This is a genomic window from Xanthomonas sp. WHRI 10204 (assembly GCF_040202875.1).
Taxonomy (GTDB): domain Bacteria; phylum Pseudomonadota; class Gammaproteobacteria; order Xanthomonadales; family Xanthomonadaceae; genus Xanthomonas.
Genome location: NZ_JBEGDW010000004.1, coordinates 364,658 through 382,333, shown reverse-complemented (window position 1 = coordinate 382,333; position 17,676 = coordinate 364,658). Strand labels below are relative to the sequence as shown.

10 protein-coding genes and 1 riboswitch are annotated in these 17,676 nt (G+C 65.0%); of the genes, 4 read left to right on the top strand and 6 right to left on the bottom strand.

The features are described from left to right. Positions 1-132: 132 nt before the first annotated feature. Positions 133-1,863, bottom strand: a complete 1,731-nt coding sequence (locus tag ABQZ00_RS21840) for an outer membrane protein assembly factor BamB family protein (RefSeq protein ID WP_323539059.1) — start codon at positions 1,861-1,863, stop codon at positions 133-135. 868 nt (positions 1,864-2,731) lie between these two features. Then, on the bottom strand, positions 2,732-3,316 hold the full coding sequence (locus ABQZ00_RS21835; protein WP_323539058.1) for a gluconokinase: 585 nt from the start codon (positions 3,314-3,316) through the stop codon (positions 2,732-2,734). Positions 3,317-3,473: 157 nt separating this feature from the next. On the opposite strand from ABQZ00_RS21835, the gene ABQZ00_RS21830 reads away from it, so the two are divergent. From ABQZ00_RS21830 to ABQZ00_RS21820, 3 genes are all read left to right on the top strand, one after another. Next, positions 3,474-4,856 (top strand): MFS transporter, encoded by a 1,383-nt coding sequence (locus ABQZ00_RS21830; protein WP_323539057.1) that lies wholly within the window; start codon positions 3,474-3,476, stop codon positions 4,854-4,856. A 2-nt stretch (positions 4,857-4,858) separates the two neighbouring features. Then, positions 4,859-7,258: a GH36-type glycosyl hydrolase domain-containing protein gene (locus ABQZ00_RS21825; protein WP_323539056.1), complete on the top strand. Its 2,400-nt coding sequence runs from the start codon at positions 4,859-4,861 to the stop codon at positions 7,256-7,258. 544 nt (positions 7,259-7,802) lie between these two features. Continuing rightward, the gene (locus ABQZ00_RS21820) at positions 7,803-11,252 is read left to right on the top strand and encodes a NahK/ErcS family hybrid sensor histidine kinase/response regulator (protein WP_323539055.1); all 3,450 of its coding nucleotides are present in this window, start codon (positions 7,803-7,805) and stop codon (positions 11,250-11,252) included. Positions 11,253-11,685: 433 nt separating this feature from the next. On the opposite strand, the gene ABQZ00_RS21815 is transcribed toward ABQZ00_RS21820, so the two are convergent. The 4 genes from ABQZ00_RS21815 to ABQZ00_RS21800 form a co-directional block, all read right to left on the bottom strand. Further along, entirely contained in the window at positions 11,686-12,267 is a 582-nt protein-coding gene (locus tag ABQZ00_RS21815) for a manganese efflux pump MntP (protein WP_055846732.1), read from the bottom strand. Between the two features lie 12 nt (positions 12,268-12,279). Continuing rightward, a riboswitch (yybP-ykoY riboswitch) is annotated at positions 12,280-12,441 on the bottom strand. Positions 12,442-12,605: 164 nt separating this feature from the next. After that, positions 12,606-14,075 carry a S41 family peptidase gene (locus ABQZ00_RS21810; protein ID WP_323539072.1) on the bottom strand — a complete coding sequence of 490 codons (1,470 nt, stop codon included), beginning with the start codon at positions 14,073-14,075 and terminating at the stop codon, positions 12,606-12,608. 131 nt (positions 14,076-14,206) lie between these two features. Then, positions 14,207-15,331, bottom strand: a complete 1,125-nt coding sequence (locus ABQZ00_RS21805; protein WP_323539071.1) for an AraC family transcriptional regulator — start codon at positions 15,329-15,331, stop codon at positions 14,207-14,209. Positions 15,332-15,444: 113 nt separating this feature from the next. Then, the gene (locus ABQZ00_RS21800) at positions 15,445-16,194 is read right to left on the bottom strand and encodes an IclR family transcriptional regulator (protein ID WP_115514303.1); all 750 of its coding nucleotides are present in this window, start codon (positions 16,192-16,194) and stop codon (positions 15,445-15,447) included. Between the two features lie 179 nt (positions 16,195-16,373). On the opposite strand from ABQZ00_RS21800, the gene fucP reads away from it, so the two are divergent. Beyond that, a complete protein-coding gene (fucP, locus tag ABQZ00_RS21795; RefSeq protein WP_323539054.1) occupies positions 16,374-17,675 on the top strand; it encodes an L-fucose:H+ symporter permease in 1,302 nt (433 codons plus the stop codon). Position 17,676 lies beyond the last annotated feature (1 nt).

Genomic DNA, 17,676 nt, shown 5'->3' with positions numbered 1-17,676 from the left:
AAACACGCACACGCCAATCAACGCGCCGCGCTATGCTTTTTACCAGCCCCACACACAACGACGCCACCCGAAGGTGGCGTCGTTGTTTTGCTTTCACTGCGCATCACGCAACGCAGAGCACGTGCTAGCCGATTACTTGGCCGCACCGCCCTCCGGCACGAACTTGATCAGCTGATTGCTGGTCGCGGCGGTGCCGAAGTTGAAGCGGCCGTAGCCGGCGCCCCAATACAGCGCACCATTGACCACGGCCGGCGAGCTGAGCACCGAGCCGGTGGCGTCGTAGTTCCACAGCGTGGCGCCAGTGTCGGTGTCGAGGGCGACCATGTTGCCGGCCATCGAACCGGCGTACAGCAGGTTCGGCGACACCGTCAGCGAGCCCTGGCCGCCTGCCGGTACGGTCGGGTTGACGCGGTTGATACCCGGCACCTTGACCTGCCACTTGATCTTGCCGGTAGCCGCATCCAGCGCCGCCCACGAGCCGCCGTTGTGGCTGACGGTGTTGTCCGGTCCCAGGGTGTAGGTGGTGTTGTTGTTGTTGTTGATGGCCACATAGATCTGCGACTTGTACGGGTCGAACGCGGTGCCCCACTCGACGCCGCCGGTGGTGCCGCCGGGGCCGACCTGGGTCGACCATACCTTGGCGCCGGTCTTGGCGTTGAAGGCCCAGTAGATACCGCTCTTCTGCCCGGCGCCGACTAACTGCTGCGGCTTGCCGTCGCGCCACACGGTGAACAGGTTGACGCCAGCGCCGCCGAAATCGTAATCGGGGCCGGTCAGGTTGGTGGCCTGCGTATTCGGGCACAGACCGTTGGTGGGCGCGATGATGCACGACAGGTTCCAGGCATCGTAGCCCTGTGCACGATTGGCCCAGGCCAGCTTGCCTGTGTCCAGATTCAGCGCGACCACCGAGTCGACATAGTTATCCGGTGCCATGCAGTTCAGCTCGTCCTGCACGGTGAGGTCGCTGCCCAGATAGGAGCGTGCATTGGAGACGCAATTGCCCACGCCCTCGGGGATGTTGTAGTTGTTGCCGGTGCCGAAATACAGACGCTTGCTGATCGGGTCGATCGCCACCTGGCCCCACACCGAGGCGCCGGTGTAACCCTCAGGCACGTTGTAGAACTGCCACAGCTTCTTGCCGGTGTTCAGATCCAGGGCCACCACGCTGCCGCGGAAGCTGAAGGTGTGGTTGGGCGCCAGATTGCCCCAGTCGCCCGAGGAGATGCCGACGTAGATGCGGTTGCCGTAGATCACCGGCGAGGAGGTGATGCGCGCCTGCGGGTTGGCTTCGGCGGTGGTCTTCCACAACAGCTTGCCGGTCTTCTTGTCGATCGCCATCACGGTGCCGGCAGCCTGGTCGCCGACGATGATGCTCTTGGCGGTGATGGCCGGGGTATTGCGCGTCACCGAGGCGGCGTTGCCGGTGTAGTCGGACAGCTTGGCCTGCCAGTTCGGCTTGCCGGTCTGGGTGTCGACGCTATACAGAGTGCCGCCCCAGTCGGGCACGTAGAGGGTGCCGCCTTCGACGCTCGGCGTGGCCGAGATGTCGCCGGTGGTGGTCAGGGTCCAGGCCGGCTTGAGGCCTTTGACGGTGGTGCGATTGATCTTCCACTCACCCGGCGCGAAGCGCGCGTTGAAGTAACCGCCACCGGCGGTGGTCCAGCTGGTGGGGCTCGCGAACGGGAGGTTGCTGCCGAAGGCGCTCCACACCTGGCCGGAGCGCGCGAAGGCCTGGGTGTCCAGCGCAGACACCGGCTGTTGTGCGGTGGCGGAGCCGGGCTGGGCGAAAGCCACTGCGCTGGCGAGCAGGCAGGGAATGAGCGTCAAACTGCGTAACCGCAAGCGGCGATTGGAGTTGGTCATCACGGCATGTCCATTAATGGAAGGAAGCGCTGGATCCCCCCGGATCTGCGTGGTGAAGATCGCCGATTGCGGTGCCCGTGCAACACGCGTACTCCGTTGCATTCACGCAACGGTCGGGTCCGTCTGCATCTGGTGATACCAAGTCGAAAATTTTGCGTTCAGCACGTGCGTTAATCGCACAAATAGTGATGATTCATCACTATTTCGCTCCAGTACGATAGAAAGAATGATTCAACGCTGCAGCAGCGAATTCGTCAGTAATTCATGGGTTTGCAAAAAGTAACCAGGAAATTTTGCGCCACCTTGTACGGTGGGTCGCTGTCGGATGAGGCGCTGCCCGCGCCACTCAACGTGGCGCGTCACTGACTCTCGATGGGCGAGCCAGCCAATCAGCTACACGACGACAAAGCCCCTCTCCCGCAGGAGAGGGGTTGGGGTGAGGGTACGAAGCGAAGCCCTGTTGTATCCCAACCGCAGGGGGCTTTGTGCGCACCGGCATACGGCGCTTCGTACCACCTTCTTCCGATGGGAGAAGGAACGATCAAAAGCCCCTCTCCCCGCGGGAGAGGGGTTGGGGTGAGGGTACGAAGCGAAGCCCTGATGTATCCCAACCGCGCGACGCTTTGTGCGTACCGGCATCCGGCGCTTCGTGCCACCTTCTCCCGATGGGAGAAGGAACGATCAAAAGCCCCTCTCCCCGCGGGAGAGGGGTTGGGGTGAGGGTACGAGGCGTAGCCCTGATGTATCCCAACCGCGCGACGCTTTGCGCGCACCGGCATACGGCGCTTCGCGCCACCTTCTCCCGATGGCAAAGGAACGATCGAGCGCACGCTCAGTGGTGGGCTTGGCCAGCAGTGAGCTCGGCGCGTTACGCGCGTTGAGATGAGTGCGCGGCTGTGTGCACTGCAGCAGACGCGCTCAGCGCCAACTGCGCAATCGCATCGCGCACCACTTCCGGCACGGTCGCGTCCACATCGACCGACACCACATCTGCCTCGTCCAACGGCAGCTCCAGCGTCTGCAGCTGGCTGTCGAGCAGGCTGGGCGGCATGAAGTGGCCGGCGCGTGCGCTCAGGCGTGCGGCAATCACATGCGGCGCCGCATGCAGGAACACAAAGCGCATCTGCACGCCGCTGCCGCGCAGCAATTGGCGGTGCGTGCCGCGCAATCCGGAAAATGCCAGCACGACCGATTCGCCGGCATTCACGCAGTCGCGCAAGGTGGCGGCCAGCAGCTCCACCCACGGCAGACGCATGGCATCTGTGAGCGGTTGGCCGGCCGCCATCTGCGCGCGCGCAGCCACGCTGTGATAGTCGTCGGCATCCAGAAAGCGGAAGCGGTAATGCGCGGCGAGCGCCTGCGCGATGGTGGTCTTGCCGCTGCCCGAGACGCCCATCACAACGATGGCCATGGGCGAAGCGGACGCAGGCGTGGCAGGTACGGCGGTGTCCATCACGTCAGGTTATATCTCCGGATCGATTCGGCATTTGAGCCGATTTCACGTTGGCGGCAGCCGATGCGTGGTGTAGCGTCGGCGCTCCTTGCCAGGTGAGCGGGCACCCAGCGTAACGGCGTGCCCGGCCGGGTACAACGCATCCGAAGGTCTGTCGATGACGTCAACACCCGCACCGTCTCCTGCACCGGCGCGCCTGCGCTGGCGCGAAAAGCTGGGCTACGGCGCCGGCGATTTGGGCCTGAATCTGTATTGGGCCAACATCTCGGCGTTTCTGCTGATCTTCTACACCGACACCATGCATCTGCCGGCCGCAGCGGTGGGCACGATGATCCTGCTGACCAAGATCGCCGATGCGATTGCCGACCCGGCAATGGGCGCCATCGCCGACCGCACCCGCAGCCGCTGGGGCAAGTTCCGCCCGTATCTGTTGTGGGGCGCAATACCAATGGCGCTGACCGGCGTGCTTGCCTACACCACGCCGGACCTGGATCAGAACGGGCGCATGGTGTGGGCCACGGTGACCTTCCTGGTGATGATGCTGGCCTACACCGTGGTGAGCATTCCGTACTCGGCCTTGTCGGGCGTGATCACCGCCGACAGCCAGCAGCGTACCGGGCTGATCAGCCTGCGTTTCATCGGTGCATTTGCAGGCACCACGTTGGTCAATTACTTCACGATGGATCTGGTGCGCTGGTTCGGCGGCGGCAACGATGCGCTGGGCTGGCAGCGCACGATGATGCTGTACGGCGCAGTGGCGCTGGTGTTGTTTGTCACCGTGGCATTGACCACGCGCGAGCGCGTGCAACCGCCCCCGCAACAACGCACACCGATCCGGCGCGACATCGCCGATCTGCTGCAGAACAAACCGTGGTGCGTGTTGTTCGTGCTGTCGTTGATCATCATGATCACGATCACCATGCGCGGTGGTGCAGGCGTGTACTACCTCAAGTACTACGTGCAACGCCCGGATCTGGTCGGCTTGTTCCTGGGCAGCTACTCGGTGGCCTTGGGCATAGGTGCAGCCATCACCCCATTGCTGACGCGGCACTGGGACAAGCGCCAGCTGATGTGCGGGCTGATGGTGATCGTCGGTGTGTTGAGTTGTGCGATGTTCTTCGTGCCTGCCAATGCGGTATGGGCGATCTTCGGGTTGAACATGTTGATCGGCCTGGCCCTGGGGCCGAAGTCGCCGCTGGCGTTTTCGATGTATGCCGACAGCGCCGACTACACCGAATGGCGCACCGGTCGGCGCGCGACGGCGATGACGTTTGCGGCGGCGACGTTTTCGCAAAAGCTTGGCGGCGCTCTGGCCTCGGCCGGCATCGCGTGGGTGCTGGCCGGGATGGGTTATGTGGCCAACAGTGCGCAGTCCACCGGGTCGTTGACCGGCATCGTGCTGCTGCTGACGGTGATCCCTGGGGTGGTCGCGCTGCTGGCTGCCTGGACCATGCGTTTCTATCCGCTGGACGACGGCTTGCTGAGCCAGATCCAGCACGAACTGGCCGCGCGCAAGCGCGACGAACCGGAGCACCCCTGACCGTGTCTGCAACGCCCACCGCTGCGTCCGACTCACTGTCCACCTTGATGGCGCCCAGCGCCGATGGCATGCGCTACGCGCTCTACAGCCCGACCGCCATGCCCAATGCCGGCGGCTTTTTGTGGAACCGCCGCATGATGTTGCAGCTCACCTGCCGTGGCTATGCCACCGGCCAGTTCATGCAGCCGGAGCCATCCAAGTACGCGCATGCACCGATGCTGGAAGCGCGCAATTTCATGATGCCCGAGCAGCCGTATTACGCACATCACCCCGGGCGTTTTTTCTATCTCAAGGACGAAGACAGTGGCGCGCTGTACTCGGTACCGCACGAGCCGGTGCGCGCGCAGCCGCAGGCCTTCGAATTCTCTGCCGGCAAGCACGATGTGCGTTGGCGCGTGCAGCATGACGACATCGTGGTGGAGCTGTGCGTGGCCTTGCCTACCGACGATGCGTTGGAGCTGTGGGAATGCCGCGTGCATAACGCCTCCGGGCGCGCGCGGCGGTTGAGCCTGTACGTGTATTTCCCGGTCGGTTACATGTCGTGGATGCATCAATCCGGCGGCTACGAGCCGGCGCTGGGCGGCATCGTCTGCCGCAGCGTGGCGCCGTACCAGAAAGTGGACGATTATTTTCGTCAGCGCGATTTCAAGGACTGCACCTTCCTGCTGCATGAGCAAGCGCCGGTGACGTGGGAGGCGCGGCAACTGGCGTTCGAAGGCGAGGGTGGGCTGCATGCGCCTTCTGCCATCCAGGCCGAGCAGCTGGGCAACAGCGAGGCGCATTACGAAACGCCGGCCGCCGCGCTGCAATATCGCCTGAGTCTGCAAGCCGACGCGGCCAGCGTGTACCGCTTTGCATTCGGGCCGGCCAAGGACGATGCAGAAATTGCCGCGCTGCGCGCGCGCTATCTGTCGCAGGAAGGCTTTGCCGAGGCGGCACGCGCCTATGCGCAGTATCTGCAGGCCGGCCACGGTTGCATGCAGATCGCCACACCCGATGCGGCGCTGGATAACCTGGTCAATCATTGGTTGCCGCGGCAGGTGTTCTATCACGGCGATGTCAATCGCCTGACCACCGATCCGCAGACACGCAATTATCTGCAAGACCACATGGGCATGGCCTATCTGCAGCCGGCGACCGCGCGTGCAGCGTTGCTGCATGCCCTGTCGCAGCAGGAACCCAGCGGCGCGATGCCGGACGGCATTTTGCTGGTGGAAGGCGCCGAGCTGAAATACATCAACCAGGTGCCGCATACCGACCATTGCGTGTGGTTGCCGATCTTCCTGAGTGCGTATCTGGCCGAAACCAACGATGCCAGCGTGCTGGAGACGGTGGTGCGCGCTCACGATGGCCAGGCGCTGAGCGTGGCCGAGCGATTGGATGCGGCGATGCAGTGGTTGCTGGATGCGCGCGATGCGCGCGGCCTGAGTTTCATCGCCCAGGGCGATTGGAACGACCCCATGAACATGGTCGGCTGGCGCGGCAAGGGCGTCTCCGGCTGGCTCACCGTGGCGACCGCGTATGCGCTGCGACTGTGGTCGGACATCTGCGCCGCGTATGGACGCACCGCGCAGGCGGAGGTATTCGGCCAGGCAGTGGGCAGGGTAAACGCCGACGCAAATCGTGAGTTGTGGGACGGCAACTGGTATGCGCGCGGCATCACCGACGACGGCATGCGCTTCGGCATTGCCGACGATTTGGAAGGGCGTATCTATCTCAATCCGCAGAGTTTTGCGCTGTTGGCCGGCACCGCCGATGCGCAGCAACGCACGGCACTGCTGGAGGCGGTGCGCGAACAACTGCACACGCCGTATGGCCCGGTGATGCTGGCACCGGCCTATACCCACATGCGCGACGACGTGGGTCGCCTTACCCAGAAATGGCCGGGTGCGGCGGAGAACGGTGCGGTCTACAACCACGCGGTGGCGTTCTATCTGTACAGCCTGTACCAGATTGGCGAGGCCGACCGCGCCTGGGAAATCCTGCGCGCGATGCTGCCGGGCCCAGCCCGCGAAGACGTGCTGCAGCGCGGTCATCTGCCGGTGTCGCTGCCCAACTACTACCGTGGCGCGTGGCATCAATACCCGCGCACCGCCGGGCGATCGAGCCAGTTGTTCAACACCGGCACGGTGGCGTGGGTGTATCGCTGCGTGCTGGAAGGTTTGTTTGGCCTGGTCGGCGAGGGCGACGCGTTGGCGATCCGCCCGCAGCTGCCTTCGCACTGGCCGCATGCGCAGGTGACGCGGCAATTTCGTGGCGCGCAGTTCGAGGTCGTGTTGACGCGGGAGGCGGGTCGTCGCGGCAGCGAGGTGCTGGTGGATGGCGAGGTCTGCCCGGATCAACGGGTTCACAACATCGTGGCCGGTCGCACGTATCAGGTGCGCGTGCGTCTGCCGGGCTGAGGGGTGTCTGCGGCTTGCTCAGCCAGCGGCCCTCACCCGCCCTTCGGGCACCCTCTCCCCCAGGGGGGAGAGGGGAGGTTGCCGGCTTTTTAGATTGTCGTTGCTAGAGCTGGAGCTGGAGCCAGATCCAAAGCCAAAGCTAACGCCAAAGCTAACGCCAAAGCCAAAGCTAACGCTCAAAGCCAGATCCAGGATCTAGAAGCCGTAAGCCGTAAGCCGTAAGCCGTAAGCCGTAAGCCAGAAGCCAGAAGCCAGAAGCCAACAGCCAGAAGCCAACAGCCAGAAGCCAACAGCCAGAAGCCAACAGCCAACAGCCAACAGCCAGCAGCCGGCCTTCCGTTCTCATTCGCTAGGCCTCCTTCCCCCGCCTGCGGGGGAAGGTGCCCGAAGGGCGGATGGGGGTAGCCACGTCATCCCCACCTCCTCCAGCCGTCCACGCGCAGCGCCCCGCTGCCCAATCCGCCGCCGGCAGCGTCCCGTCGCCCACGCGCTGTTCCCCACTGCGTAAACTCCCAGGCTCGCATCGCGCCGCCTAGGACACCCATTGGTCTCGAGCTGGATATTGCTGCTGGTCTCGCTGGGTTACGCCGCGCTGCTGTTCGGGGTGGCGTGGTGGGGCGATCGTCGGCCGATGTATCCGGAGCGGCCGTGGCTGCGCCCGGCGGTCTACAGCCTGGCGCTGGCGGTGTACTGCTCGTCATGGACGTTCTACGGCGCGGTGGGCTCGGCGGTGCGCAACGGTATCGGCTATCTGCCGATCTACCTCGGCCCGTTGCTGTTGCTGCTGTTCGGCTGGCGCATCATCGAGCGGCTGGCGCTGATCGCACGCTCCGAAAACACCGTGTCCATCGCCGATTTCATTTCCTCGCGCTACGGCCGCTCGCGGCGGCTGGCCGCGTTGGTGGCGGTGATCGCGCTGGTCGGCATCGTTCCGTATCTGGCGCTGCAGTACAAAGCGGTGGCGATGAGCCTGGAGGTGCTGACCGGGCATAGCAGCGCCGGGCGCGGCATCTTTGCCGATCCGGCGTTGTATGTGGCGCTGCTGATGGCCTTGTTCGCCACCTTGTTCGGCACCCGCCAGGTGGATGCCACCGAACACCATCACGGCATGATGCTGGCCATCGCGCTGGAGTCGGTGATCAAGCTGATCGCCATCGTGGCGGTGGGTCTGTTTGCGTGGATGTGGCTGAGCGATCACCAACTGCACATCGCCGATTCGGCGCGCACCTTGTTCGAACACACGCCGTCGGTGGGATTCATCTCGCAGACGCTGCTGAGTTTTCTGGCGGTGATCTGCCTGCCGCGGCAATTCCATGTGGCGGTGGTCGAATGCAGCGATGTCGGCGATATCCGGCGCGCGCGCTGGTTGTTCGGTGCGTACCTGGTGATCATTTCGGCGATGGTGGTGCCGATCGCCTCGGCCGGCATCGCGTTGTTCGGCAAGGGCAGTGCGGTGGTGGACGATGCGGTGGTGCTGGCCTTGCCGCTGAGCCAGGGCAATACGGTGCTGGCGCTGGTGGCCTACGTGGGCGGGTTTTCGGCCGCCACCGGCATGGTGATCGTGGCCAGCATCGCCTTGGCCACCATGGTCAGCAACGACCTGGTGATGCCGGTGCTGCTACGCCGCCGCGGCAGCGCGGATGCGCGTGCAGCGGTGGCTTCGCGCGTGCTGTGGATCCGCCGCGTGGCCATCCTGCTGCTGGCGCTGGTGGCCTACGGCTATCACCGCAGCGTGGCCAACGACACCACGCTGGCGGCCTACGGATTGATGGCGTTTGCGGCGGTGGCGCAGTTTGCGCCGGGCGTGATCGGCGGGCTGTATTGGCGCGGGGCCAGCCGCAAGGGCGTGGAAACCGGCATGGTGCTCGGCTTCATGACCTGGATCTACACGCTGTTGCTGCCGGCCGCCACGCGTGCGGGCTGGCTGCAGCCGGAGTGGTTGGTGGATGGGCCGTTCGGTATCGGCTGGCTTCAGCCGCAGCAGTTGTTCGGCATGCGCGGCTGGGACCCGCTGGCGCATGGCACGTTCTGGTCGCTGCTGATCAACGTCGGCGCGATGATGCTGGTGTCGGCACGCTGGCGCCCGGGCGTGGACGAGCGGCTGCGTGCGGCACCGTTTCTGGACCCGTATGCGCAGCGTCCGGCGGTGGCCGGCGACTGGCCCGGGCATGTGCGCGTGGCCGATCTGCAGGCGCTGGCCGAGCGCGTGGTGGGCGAGCGGCATGCGCATCGTGCCTTTGTCGAGCAGGCCTTGCTGCTGGAGCGCGAGCTGCAACCGACCGTGGTGGCCGATCGCGCCTGGGTGCAGTTCACCGAGCGCTTGCTGGCGGCCTCCATCGGCGCCGCGTCGGCGCGGCTGGTGTTGACCAGCTTGTTGCGTGGTTCGGGCATGGAACTGGGTGAAGTGGTGGCGGTGCTGGACGAGGCCGGCCAGGAACTGCGCTTCAATCGCGAGATCCTGTCCACCACGCTGGAAAACATCAGCGCCGCGGTCAGCGTGGTCGATCCGGAGATGCGCCTCACCGCATGGAATCGGCGTTATCAGCAGTTGTTCGGTTACCCGGATGGCATGTTGTATGTCGGCCGCCCGGTTGCCGATCTGATCCGCTACAACGCCGAACGCGGCGAGCTGGGCGAAGGCGATATCGAAGACCAGATCGACCGCCGCATCCGCCACATGCGTGCCGGCTCGCCGCATGTGTTCGAGCGCACCCGCAGCGACGGCAAGGTGATCGAAATGCGCGGCCAGGCGCTGCCCGGCGGCGGCTATGTCACCAGCTATAACGACATCACCGACTACAAGCGCGCCGAGCGCGCGCTGCTGGACGCCAACGAAAACCTGGAGCAACGTGTGGCCGATCGCTCGCGCGAAGCCGAGCTGGCGCAGCAGTCAAAGACGCGCTTTCTGGCCGCGATCAGCCACGACGTGTTGCAGCCGCTCAATGCCGCGCGGCTGTTCGCCTCCGCATTGCGCGAGAGCCATCAGAACAACGAAGAACAACGCCATCTGGCCGAGCGTGTGGATGCGTCGTTGCGTGCGGCCGAAGAATTGCTCGACGGTCTGCTCGACGTGTCGCGTCTGGATGCCGGCGGGCTGCGCCCCACGGTCGAAGACTTCGATGCCAGCGCATTGATGCACGAGCTGGCCGCGCAATACGCGCCGGTGGCATCCAGCCGCGGCCTGCGCCTGCAGGTGCATAGCCGGCCGATCTGGGTGCGCAGCGACCGCCGCCTGCTGCGCCGGGTGATGCAGAACTTCCTGGCCAACGCGCTGCGCTACACGCGCCAGGGACGTATCGTGCTGGGCATGCGCGGGCGTGGCGAACAGGTGGAACTGCAGGTGTGGGACACCGGTCCTGGCATTCCCGAGCACCACATGCGGCAGATCTTTGAAGAGTTTCGCCGCTATCAGCAGCCCTTCGATTGGGGCGAGCAGGGCTTGGGATTGGGGTTGTCGATCTGCCAACGTATCTCGCGTCTGCTCGATCATGATCTGAGTGCGCGCAGCCAGGTCGGCCGCGGCAGCATGTTCTCGATCCTGTTGCCGCGCGTGGCGCCGGTGCCGGTGGCGCCGCTGGTGCCGGTACCGGCCACGCGCACCTTGCCCAGCGGCGATTCGCTGGCCGGATTGCGCGTGCTGTGCGTGGATAACGACCGCGAGATTCTCGATGGCATGCGCGCGTTGCTCGGCCGCTGGCAGGTGGAGGTGATCACTGCCAGCACCGTGGATCAGGCGCTGGACTGTGCGCGCGAGCAACCGGATGTGATGTTGGTGGACTATCACCTGCACGACCGTCTGGATGGACTGGACACGCTGGATGCGGTGCAGGCCGCCGCGACTGCGCCGATCGCTGGCGCGCTACTGACTGCCGACGGTCGCGACGAACTCAAACAACTTGCACGTGCGCGCGGCTATCGCTTGCTCACCAAACCGGTAAAACCCGCCTCGCTGCGTGCATTCTTGAGCGCACTCCACGATGCGAAAAAGCGCTGAGGAGTAGCCACCCGAATGCAGCGTAGGAGCGTGCCTGCGCGCGACAGGGCATTGCCGATAACGCTTCGTCGCGCGCAGGCACGCTCCTACGAAGAACTGGCGATGAAGATGGCGCTTGCGCTGGCTGCGATGAACGCAAGCAACTTGAGCGCTAACGCGGCTACCGCTTGCTCACCAAACCGGTAAAGCTCGCCTCGCTGCGTGCATTCCTAAGCGCTCTCCACGATTCAAAAAACGCTCACTGTTATCGATCCGCATGCAGCGTAGGAGCGTGCCTGCGCGCGACGGGGGATTGCCGATAAGGCCTCATCGCGCTCAGGCGCGCTCCTACGAAAAAAAACTGCCAGTGAGCGTACGCACACGATGGCCGCGATGAACTCAGGCACGCTTCTATAGAAAACAGGCAGTCGAAAGATTCCCTGTGCGCAGGGGCTTACGCCGCGCCGCTGAGGTGTTCGTACAGGATCACGCTGCCGACGATCACCAGGATCGCGCCGCCCAGGATCTCGGCACGTTTGCCGATCAGCGCGCCCAGTGCGCGGCCCAGCATGATGCCGGCGGTGACCATGCTGAAGGTGCACAGGCCGACCACTACGGCCACCACGCCGATGTGCACATCCAAAAATGCCAGGCTGACGCCCACCGCCATCGCATCGATGCTGGTGGCGAAGCCGGTGGCGGCCAGTGCAAGCAGGCCGTTTTTCTTCGGCGCATCGGCTGCCTCATCTGCATCGTCAGGATCGGCACGCAGCCCGGCCACGATCATGTGCGTGCCCAGGGCGCCAAGCAGTACGAAGGCGATCCAGTGGTCATAGGCGGACACATAGCTGGACGCCGCACGGCCCAGCAACCAGCCGATCACCGGTGTGATCGCTTCGATGCACCCAAAGATCAATCCGGCGCGTAGCGCATCGCGCCACTGCGGTTTGCGCATCGCCGCGCCCTTGCCGATCGCAGCGGCAAACGCATCGGTGGACATCGCAAAACCGATCAACACAATGGAAAAAGGAGACATCGGCACTCTCGGGCTGGGCACGGTCACAACGGCATGCGCCCGCGCCAACCGTCGTCGTACGCGCATGCCGCTGGTCTCGCCAAACCACGATTGGTTGCCTGCACCACGGCGCAACGGCCGAGTATGTTGATGCAGGCGCTTTCGATAAACGAAAGCAGGCTACTCCCCAAGGGGCGCGCAGTGTAACAACGCAAAACCCGCTTTCGGGCGTTTTGCCTGCACGCGAAGGTCGGTCTGATCTTTATAGCCGTGGCTATGCAGCGGCCATCGGTGGGGTTGCAGGCGCAGTAGAACAGCCGGGAAACCATGGGCGAGCCCACGGCCCGATGGCTGTGCTGTCAGTGTGTCGGCCGCGCTTGCTGGCCACCCAGCAGGGCACGCACGGTGTCCATTTCCACATCCCGGCCGGCCTGCAGATCCTGCACGGTGCTCTGCACCGGCACGTCGGGCAGCACGCCGCGATCGGGTTGCGCGCTGGTTGCGAACTGCCCGACCAGCGGCAGATCCACCTCGATGTGCGAGTTGGGCAAGTGCAAAAAGAAGAACGCGCTGCCGTTGATGCCGCGCAGATTGCCGCCGGTGGGCTGGCCGACCAGCGTGCCCAAGCCGTTGCGCTGTAGTTGCTGCGCGAACGCGAATGTGGCCGAGCTGTTTTCGGCGTCGATCAACACAAACACCCGACCAGTGAAATGCGGTGTACGCAATGGCAGGTAGCGCTGTGCAGCGCTGCCGGTTTGCGCATTGAGCGTGTAGAACCGCGTGTCGTAGGCAACCGCGCGCGTGCCCCAGTCGCGGAAGCCGCGATCCCAGGTGGTGACGTAGGCCGCCAACGCATCGGGCACGCGTCGATAGCGCACCAGGTTGCGCATCGGCGCCGCCGCGATCTCGCCTGCTGCCAGATACCCCAGCAGCACGCTGCCCACGTCCAGCCCGCCCTCGTTGCCACGCAGATCGATCACCAACGCAGGCACCTTGCGCTCGGCCAGGCGCGTGAAGCTGCGCGCCAGAAATGCCTGCCAATCCCAGGCGCTTTCATAGAGCGCCCAATCCGGCATGCGCAGAATCGCCAGATCGGCCGAGTCCATCGTCAGCGTCCATGCCGGCGCTGCGCTGTCGCGCGCACGTTTGGGCGCCATTGCATCGCGCTGCGCCGCGTCGATGCCGTGCACCTGCAGCGCGCGTGGAGCGGTGGCGCCGGGCGCGCGGAACTGCAGCACCGGGTTGGCGGAAATCTGCGGAAACAGCAACGGCAGATACGCATCGAATGCCTCGATCTGCGCAAATCCCTGCACTTGCATCTGGGCGATGCGCTTGGCGTCGTTGCTGCCATCGGCGCGCGCCACTGTCATCAACGCCGCCAGAATCTGCGAGGTGGCAATGCCATCGATGGACAGCACTTCGGTGCCGGGCAGCAAGCCGGGCTGATCCGAGCCATTCCGGCTGACGATCATGCCGCCCTGTAGCCAACGAAAGTGGAACGGCAGGCGCCGGCCGTCGCCGAACAGGGCCTGCTGGATCGGCTCGGGTTGATTGACGAAATTGGGGAAGCTGTGGCCGCAGCGCACGCTGGCGGTCAGGCGGGAGATGGCGAGGTAGGCCTGGCCAAGCGTGGCGCCGTCTGCCAGTTCGGCGCGCAGCTCGGCAAAGCGTTGCGCAACCTGCGCCTCGGTGGCGTAGCGATACAGGCCCGGATGCAGTGCGCCATAGGCCTGTTGCAGCACATCGATATCGGCCAGCAGCGCCGGACCGGGCAGTGGACTGTCGCGTGTCAACGCGGGTGCGGGCGGGGCCGCCCACGCGACGCAGATCGGACAGAGCAGCACTAACAACACTGAAAGAAGTCGGATGCGATGGGACATGGCAGCTCCTGGGCAAGAGTCGCCAGCATCGGCAGACGCGCGGTGGCGGGCGACTCAAATGCCCAATTGCCAAAAAATTTTCAGGATGTGCGACGTTGCGCGCGCCGGTAGTCGCTGGGCGTGCAGCCGAAGTGGGCACGAAACACCCGGTTGAAGCTGGCCTTGGAACCGAACCCCACCGCCAGCGCGATGGAGAGGATGTCCTGATCGCCGGCCAGCAGGCGCTGGGCGTCGGCGATGCGCAGCGCGTTGATGAAGGCGCTGAAGGTCTGCCCCAGGCCTTCGTTGAGCGCACGCGACAGATAGTTGCTGTTGGTGCCCATGCGGCGCGCCAGCTCGGGCAGGCTGAGGTCGGGCTCGCGCCACCAGCCGTGCGCAGCGACTTCGGCAGCCACGCGTTGCCCCAGTGCCTGCCAGTCCTTTTCCGCCGCAGGCTGGGGGGCAGCAAGCGTTGCCGGGTCGGGCGGATCTGGTGGCGGCTCCAGCATCAGCGGCGTATCGCGCGGCGGGTAGTGCAGCCGGGCATGGCGCCAGCCTTCCAGCCCCAGGTAATAGACCAGCGCTGCGGTGGCCAGGTAGCGCGGAAACTCGTCGAAATAGGACAGCGGCTTCCACAGCCGGTCGCTGGCGGTGAAGCCAAGCCGCAACACCAGCAGAAAGAATGCGGCCAGCAGAAAACCGCGTAGCCACGGCAAGCGCAGCTCCTCGCGTGCACCGCTGTGATGTTCCAGCCAGCGTTGATAGGCCAGGTATTCGCGCCAGGCCAGCACCAGATAAGTCGTCAGCGATGCCAGCACCAAGGCGTCTTGCAGCGGGGCGACCCAGGGCACGTGGACGGCGGCGTTCCAGTCCCACTTGCGTTGCAGTGGCCAGGTGAACAGCCAGGTGTAATAGCCGCCTTGCAGCAGCGCCGGCAACAGATGCAGCGCCCAGCGCCGCGGCAGCTGCCGGCGCGCCAGTTGGCGCACGTAGAGCCACACCAGTGGCCCGATCGCCAGTTCCCAGAACAGCGGCGCGTAGGTCAGGTCAGGGTAGGCATCGTAGGCGCCGGCATAGCCGAGTGTGTACGGCGTTATCAGCGCCACCACCACCAGTAGCAGTGCGGCAAGGCAACGGTTGGCGATCCGGTTGGCTGGGGCCAGCAGCAACAGGCCTGCGCCGAGCACGCCATGCGCGCTGCCCAGCAGCAGGATGGTGCTCCACATCCCGAACGTGAGGCTGGACATGCGATCCCGCGTGGTCGACCGCGCCGAGTATAGGGCGATGCCTGGTGCAACACGCCTGGGCATCTGCGCCAGGCGGCGTGGATTGCCTGAGGTCAGTGCAGCGCGTTTGAAATCTCTTGCGTGGCCGCACACAGCGCCTGCAAGGCCGCGTGCGGGCCCACCAGTTCCGGGCGGCGTGCGATGAACGGCACGGTGAGCGTGTAGGTCGCACTGCCGCGTTGCAGGATCGGCGCAGTCAGATCGACCACGCCCACCACCGCCTCGCTGGGTTGCATGGCGTAGCCATCGTTGCGTGCCTGCGCGGCGGCGGCCAGGAACTGCGCACGCTCGAACGGCACCTCGCTGGCGTCCAGCATGTCCAGCCAGCGCGCCTGCACCTCCGGTTGCTGAAAGGCGAACAGCACCAGCCCGGAGCTGGAGTGGGTCAGCGGGCGGCGATGGCCCGGGCGCACCACCAGGCCCAGATCGCTGGGCACATCCATCTGCGCGATCACCACGATCTGGTCGCCCGATGGCGCCACCAGGTGGCAGGGCTGGCAGATCGCATCGGCCAGCCGCCGCATCACCGGCAACGCGGCCTCGCTGATGCTCTGTACCGGCGGCTGCTGCATGCCGAGCATGAATAGGCGGTTGGTCAGCACATAGTCGCCTTCGCCATCGCGGGTGAGATATCCGCGCTCCTCCAGCACCTGCAGCATGCGGAAGATCTCGCCGCGCGAGCGACCGATGCCTTGCGAGATCGCGCCCATGCTCATCGGCTGCGCCTGGCGGGCAAGAAGCTCGAGGATATCCAGCCCCTTGTCCAGGGCCGGCGCGCGGTACTTGGCGGGTTCGGGGCTCATCCGTTTGCGATTCCAGGCAAGGTGCGGCGCGCCAGGGTACAGGCATCGCCGGCAGGGGTCAGGGTGGGTGCTTGCGTGCAAATATAAACAAAGATTTTATATTTGCATGGCGTTGGCGTGCGCAGTACGCTCGCGCCATTGCAACGCAAGCGCCACAGCCTTGGGAGGGGATCGGTCGCATGCATCACAGTGACATTGCCGCGTCACCGCGCGGCAACCTGGCGCGTACCGCCATGGTTCCCCTGTTGTTGATCGTCAGCCTGTTCTTTTTGTGGGGCATGGCCAACAACCTCAACGACATCCTGATCAAGCAGTTCAAAAAGGCGTTCGAGCTGAGCGACCTGCAGGCCGGGTTGGTGCAGAGCGCCTTCTACATGGGCTATTTCGTCTTCGCGATGCCGGCGGCGATGTTCATGCGTCGCTACAGCTACAAGGCCGCGGTGGTGCTCGGGTTGCTGCTGTATGCGTGCGGGGCGTTTCTGTTTTACCCGGCCGCGCAGGTGCACACCTACTGGCTGTTCTTGCTGGCGCTGTTCGTCATCGCCAGTGGCCTGGCGTTTCTGGAAACCACCGCCAATCCGCTGGTCACGGTGCTCGGCCCGGCCGAGGGCGCGGCGCGGCGGCTGAATCTTGCGCAGGCGTTCAACCCCTTGGGGTCGATCACCGGCGTGTTGGTCGGCCAGCATTTCATCTTCTCCGGTGTGGAGCACACGCCCGCCGAGCTGGCGGCGATGGCGCCGGCCGCGCGCGAGGCGTTCTTCGCTGCCGAATCCTCGGCCGTGCAGATGCCGTACCTGATCATCGGCGCAGTGGTGGTGCTGTGGGCGATCCTGATCGCGCTGGTGCGTTTTCCCACCGGCGCGCCGGAGAGCGACAGCGGCGTGGCGCCCAAACGCGCACGCTTCGGCGAATTGCTGCGCAACCGGCGCTTCATGTTTTCGGTGGTGGCGCAGTTCTTCTACGTGGGCGCGCAGGTCGGCATCTGGAGTTATCTGATCCGCTACCTGCAGGACGCGGTGCCGGGCACGCCGGAAAAGACCGCGGCCACGTATCTGACCATCTCGCTGGTGCTGTTCATGGCCGGCCGCTTTGTCGGCACCGCGTTGCTGCGCTATCTGGCACCGGCGAAATTGCTGGCGAGTTTTGCCACGATCAATGTGGTGTTGTGCGCGGTTGCCATCGCGCTGCCCGGCTGGACCGGGTTGTACGCACTGGTGGCGGCAAGCGTGTTCATGTCGGTGATGTTCCCCACCATCTTTGCGCTTGGCCTGGATGGTATGCACGACGACGCACGCAAGCTGGGCTCCTCCTTGCTGGTGATGTCGATCATCGGTGGCGCGCTGCTTACGGCGGTGATGGGCGCGGTGTCGGACATGGCCGGCATTCACTGGGCGATGGCGGTGCCGGGCGCGTGCTTTGCGGTGATCTTGCTGTTCGCGTTGCGCGCACGTCGGGTTACGCCTGTGATCGCCGGAGCCTGAG

Coding starts and splice junctions, on each gene's coding strand:
- ABQZ00_RS21805 (WP_323539071.1), bottom strand. CDS start 15,331: ATGTGGAGCACCATCCTGCTGCTGGGCAGCGCGCATGGCGTGCTCGGC.
- ABQZ00_RS21835 (WP_323539058.1), bottom strand. CDS start 3,316: ATGGACACCGCCGTACCTGCCACGCCTGCGTCCGCTTCGCCCATGGCC.
- ABQZ00_RS21840 (WP_323539059.1), bottom strand. CDS start 1,863: ATGACCAACTCCAATCGCCGCTTGCGGTTACGCAGTTTGACGCTCATT.
- ABQZ00_RS21800 (WP_115514303.1), bottom strand. CDS start 16,194: ATGAGCCCCGAACCCGCCAAGTACCGCGCGCCGGCCCTGGACAAGGGG.
- fucP (WP_323539054.1), top strand. CDS start 16,374: ATGCATCACAGTGACATTGCCGCGTCACCGCGCGGCAACCTGGCGCGT.
- ABQZ00_RS21830 (WP_323539057.1), top strand. CDS start 3,474: ATGACGTCAACACCCGCACCGTCTCCTGCACCGGCGCGCCTGCGCTGG.
- ABQZ00_RS21815 (WP_055846732.1), bottom strand. CDS start 12,267: ATGTCTCCTTTTTCCATTGTGTTGATCGGTTTTGCGATGTCCACCGAT.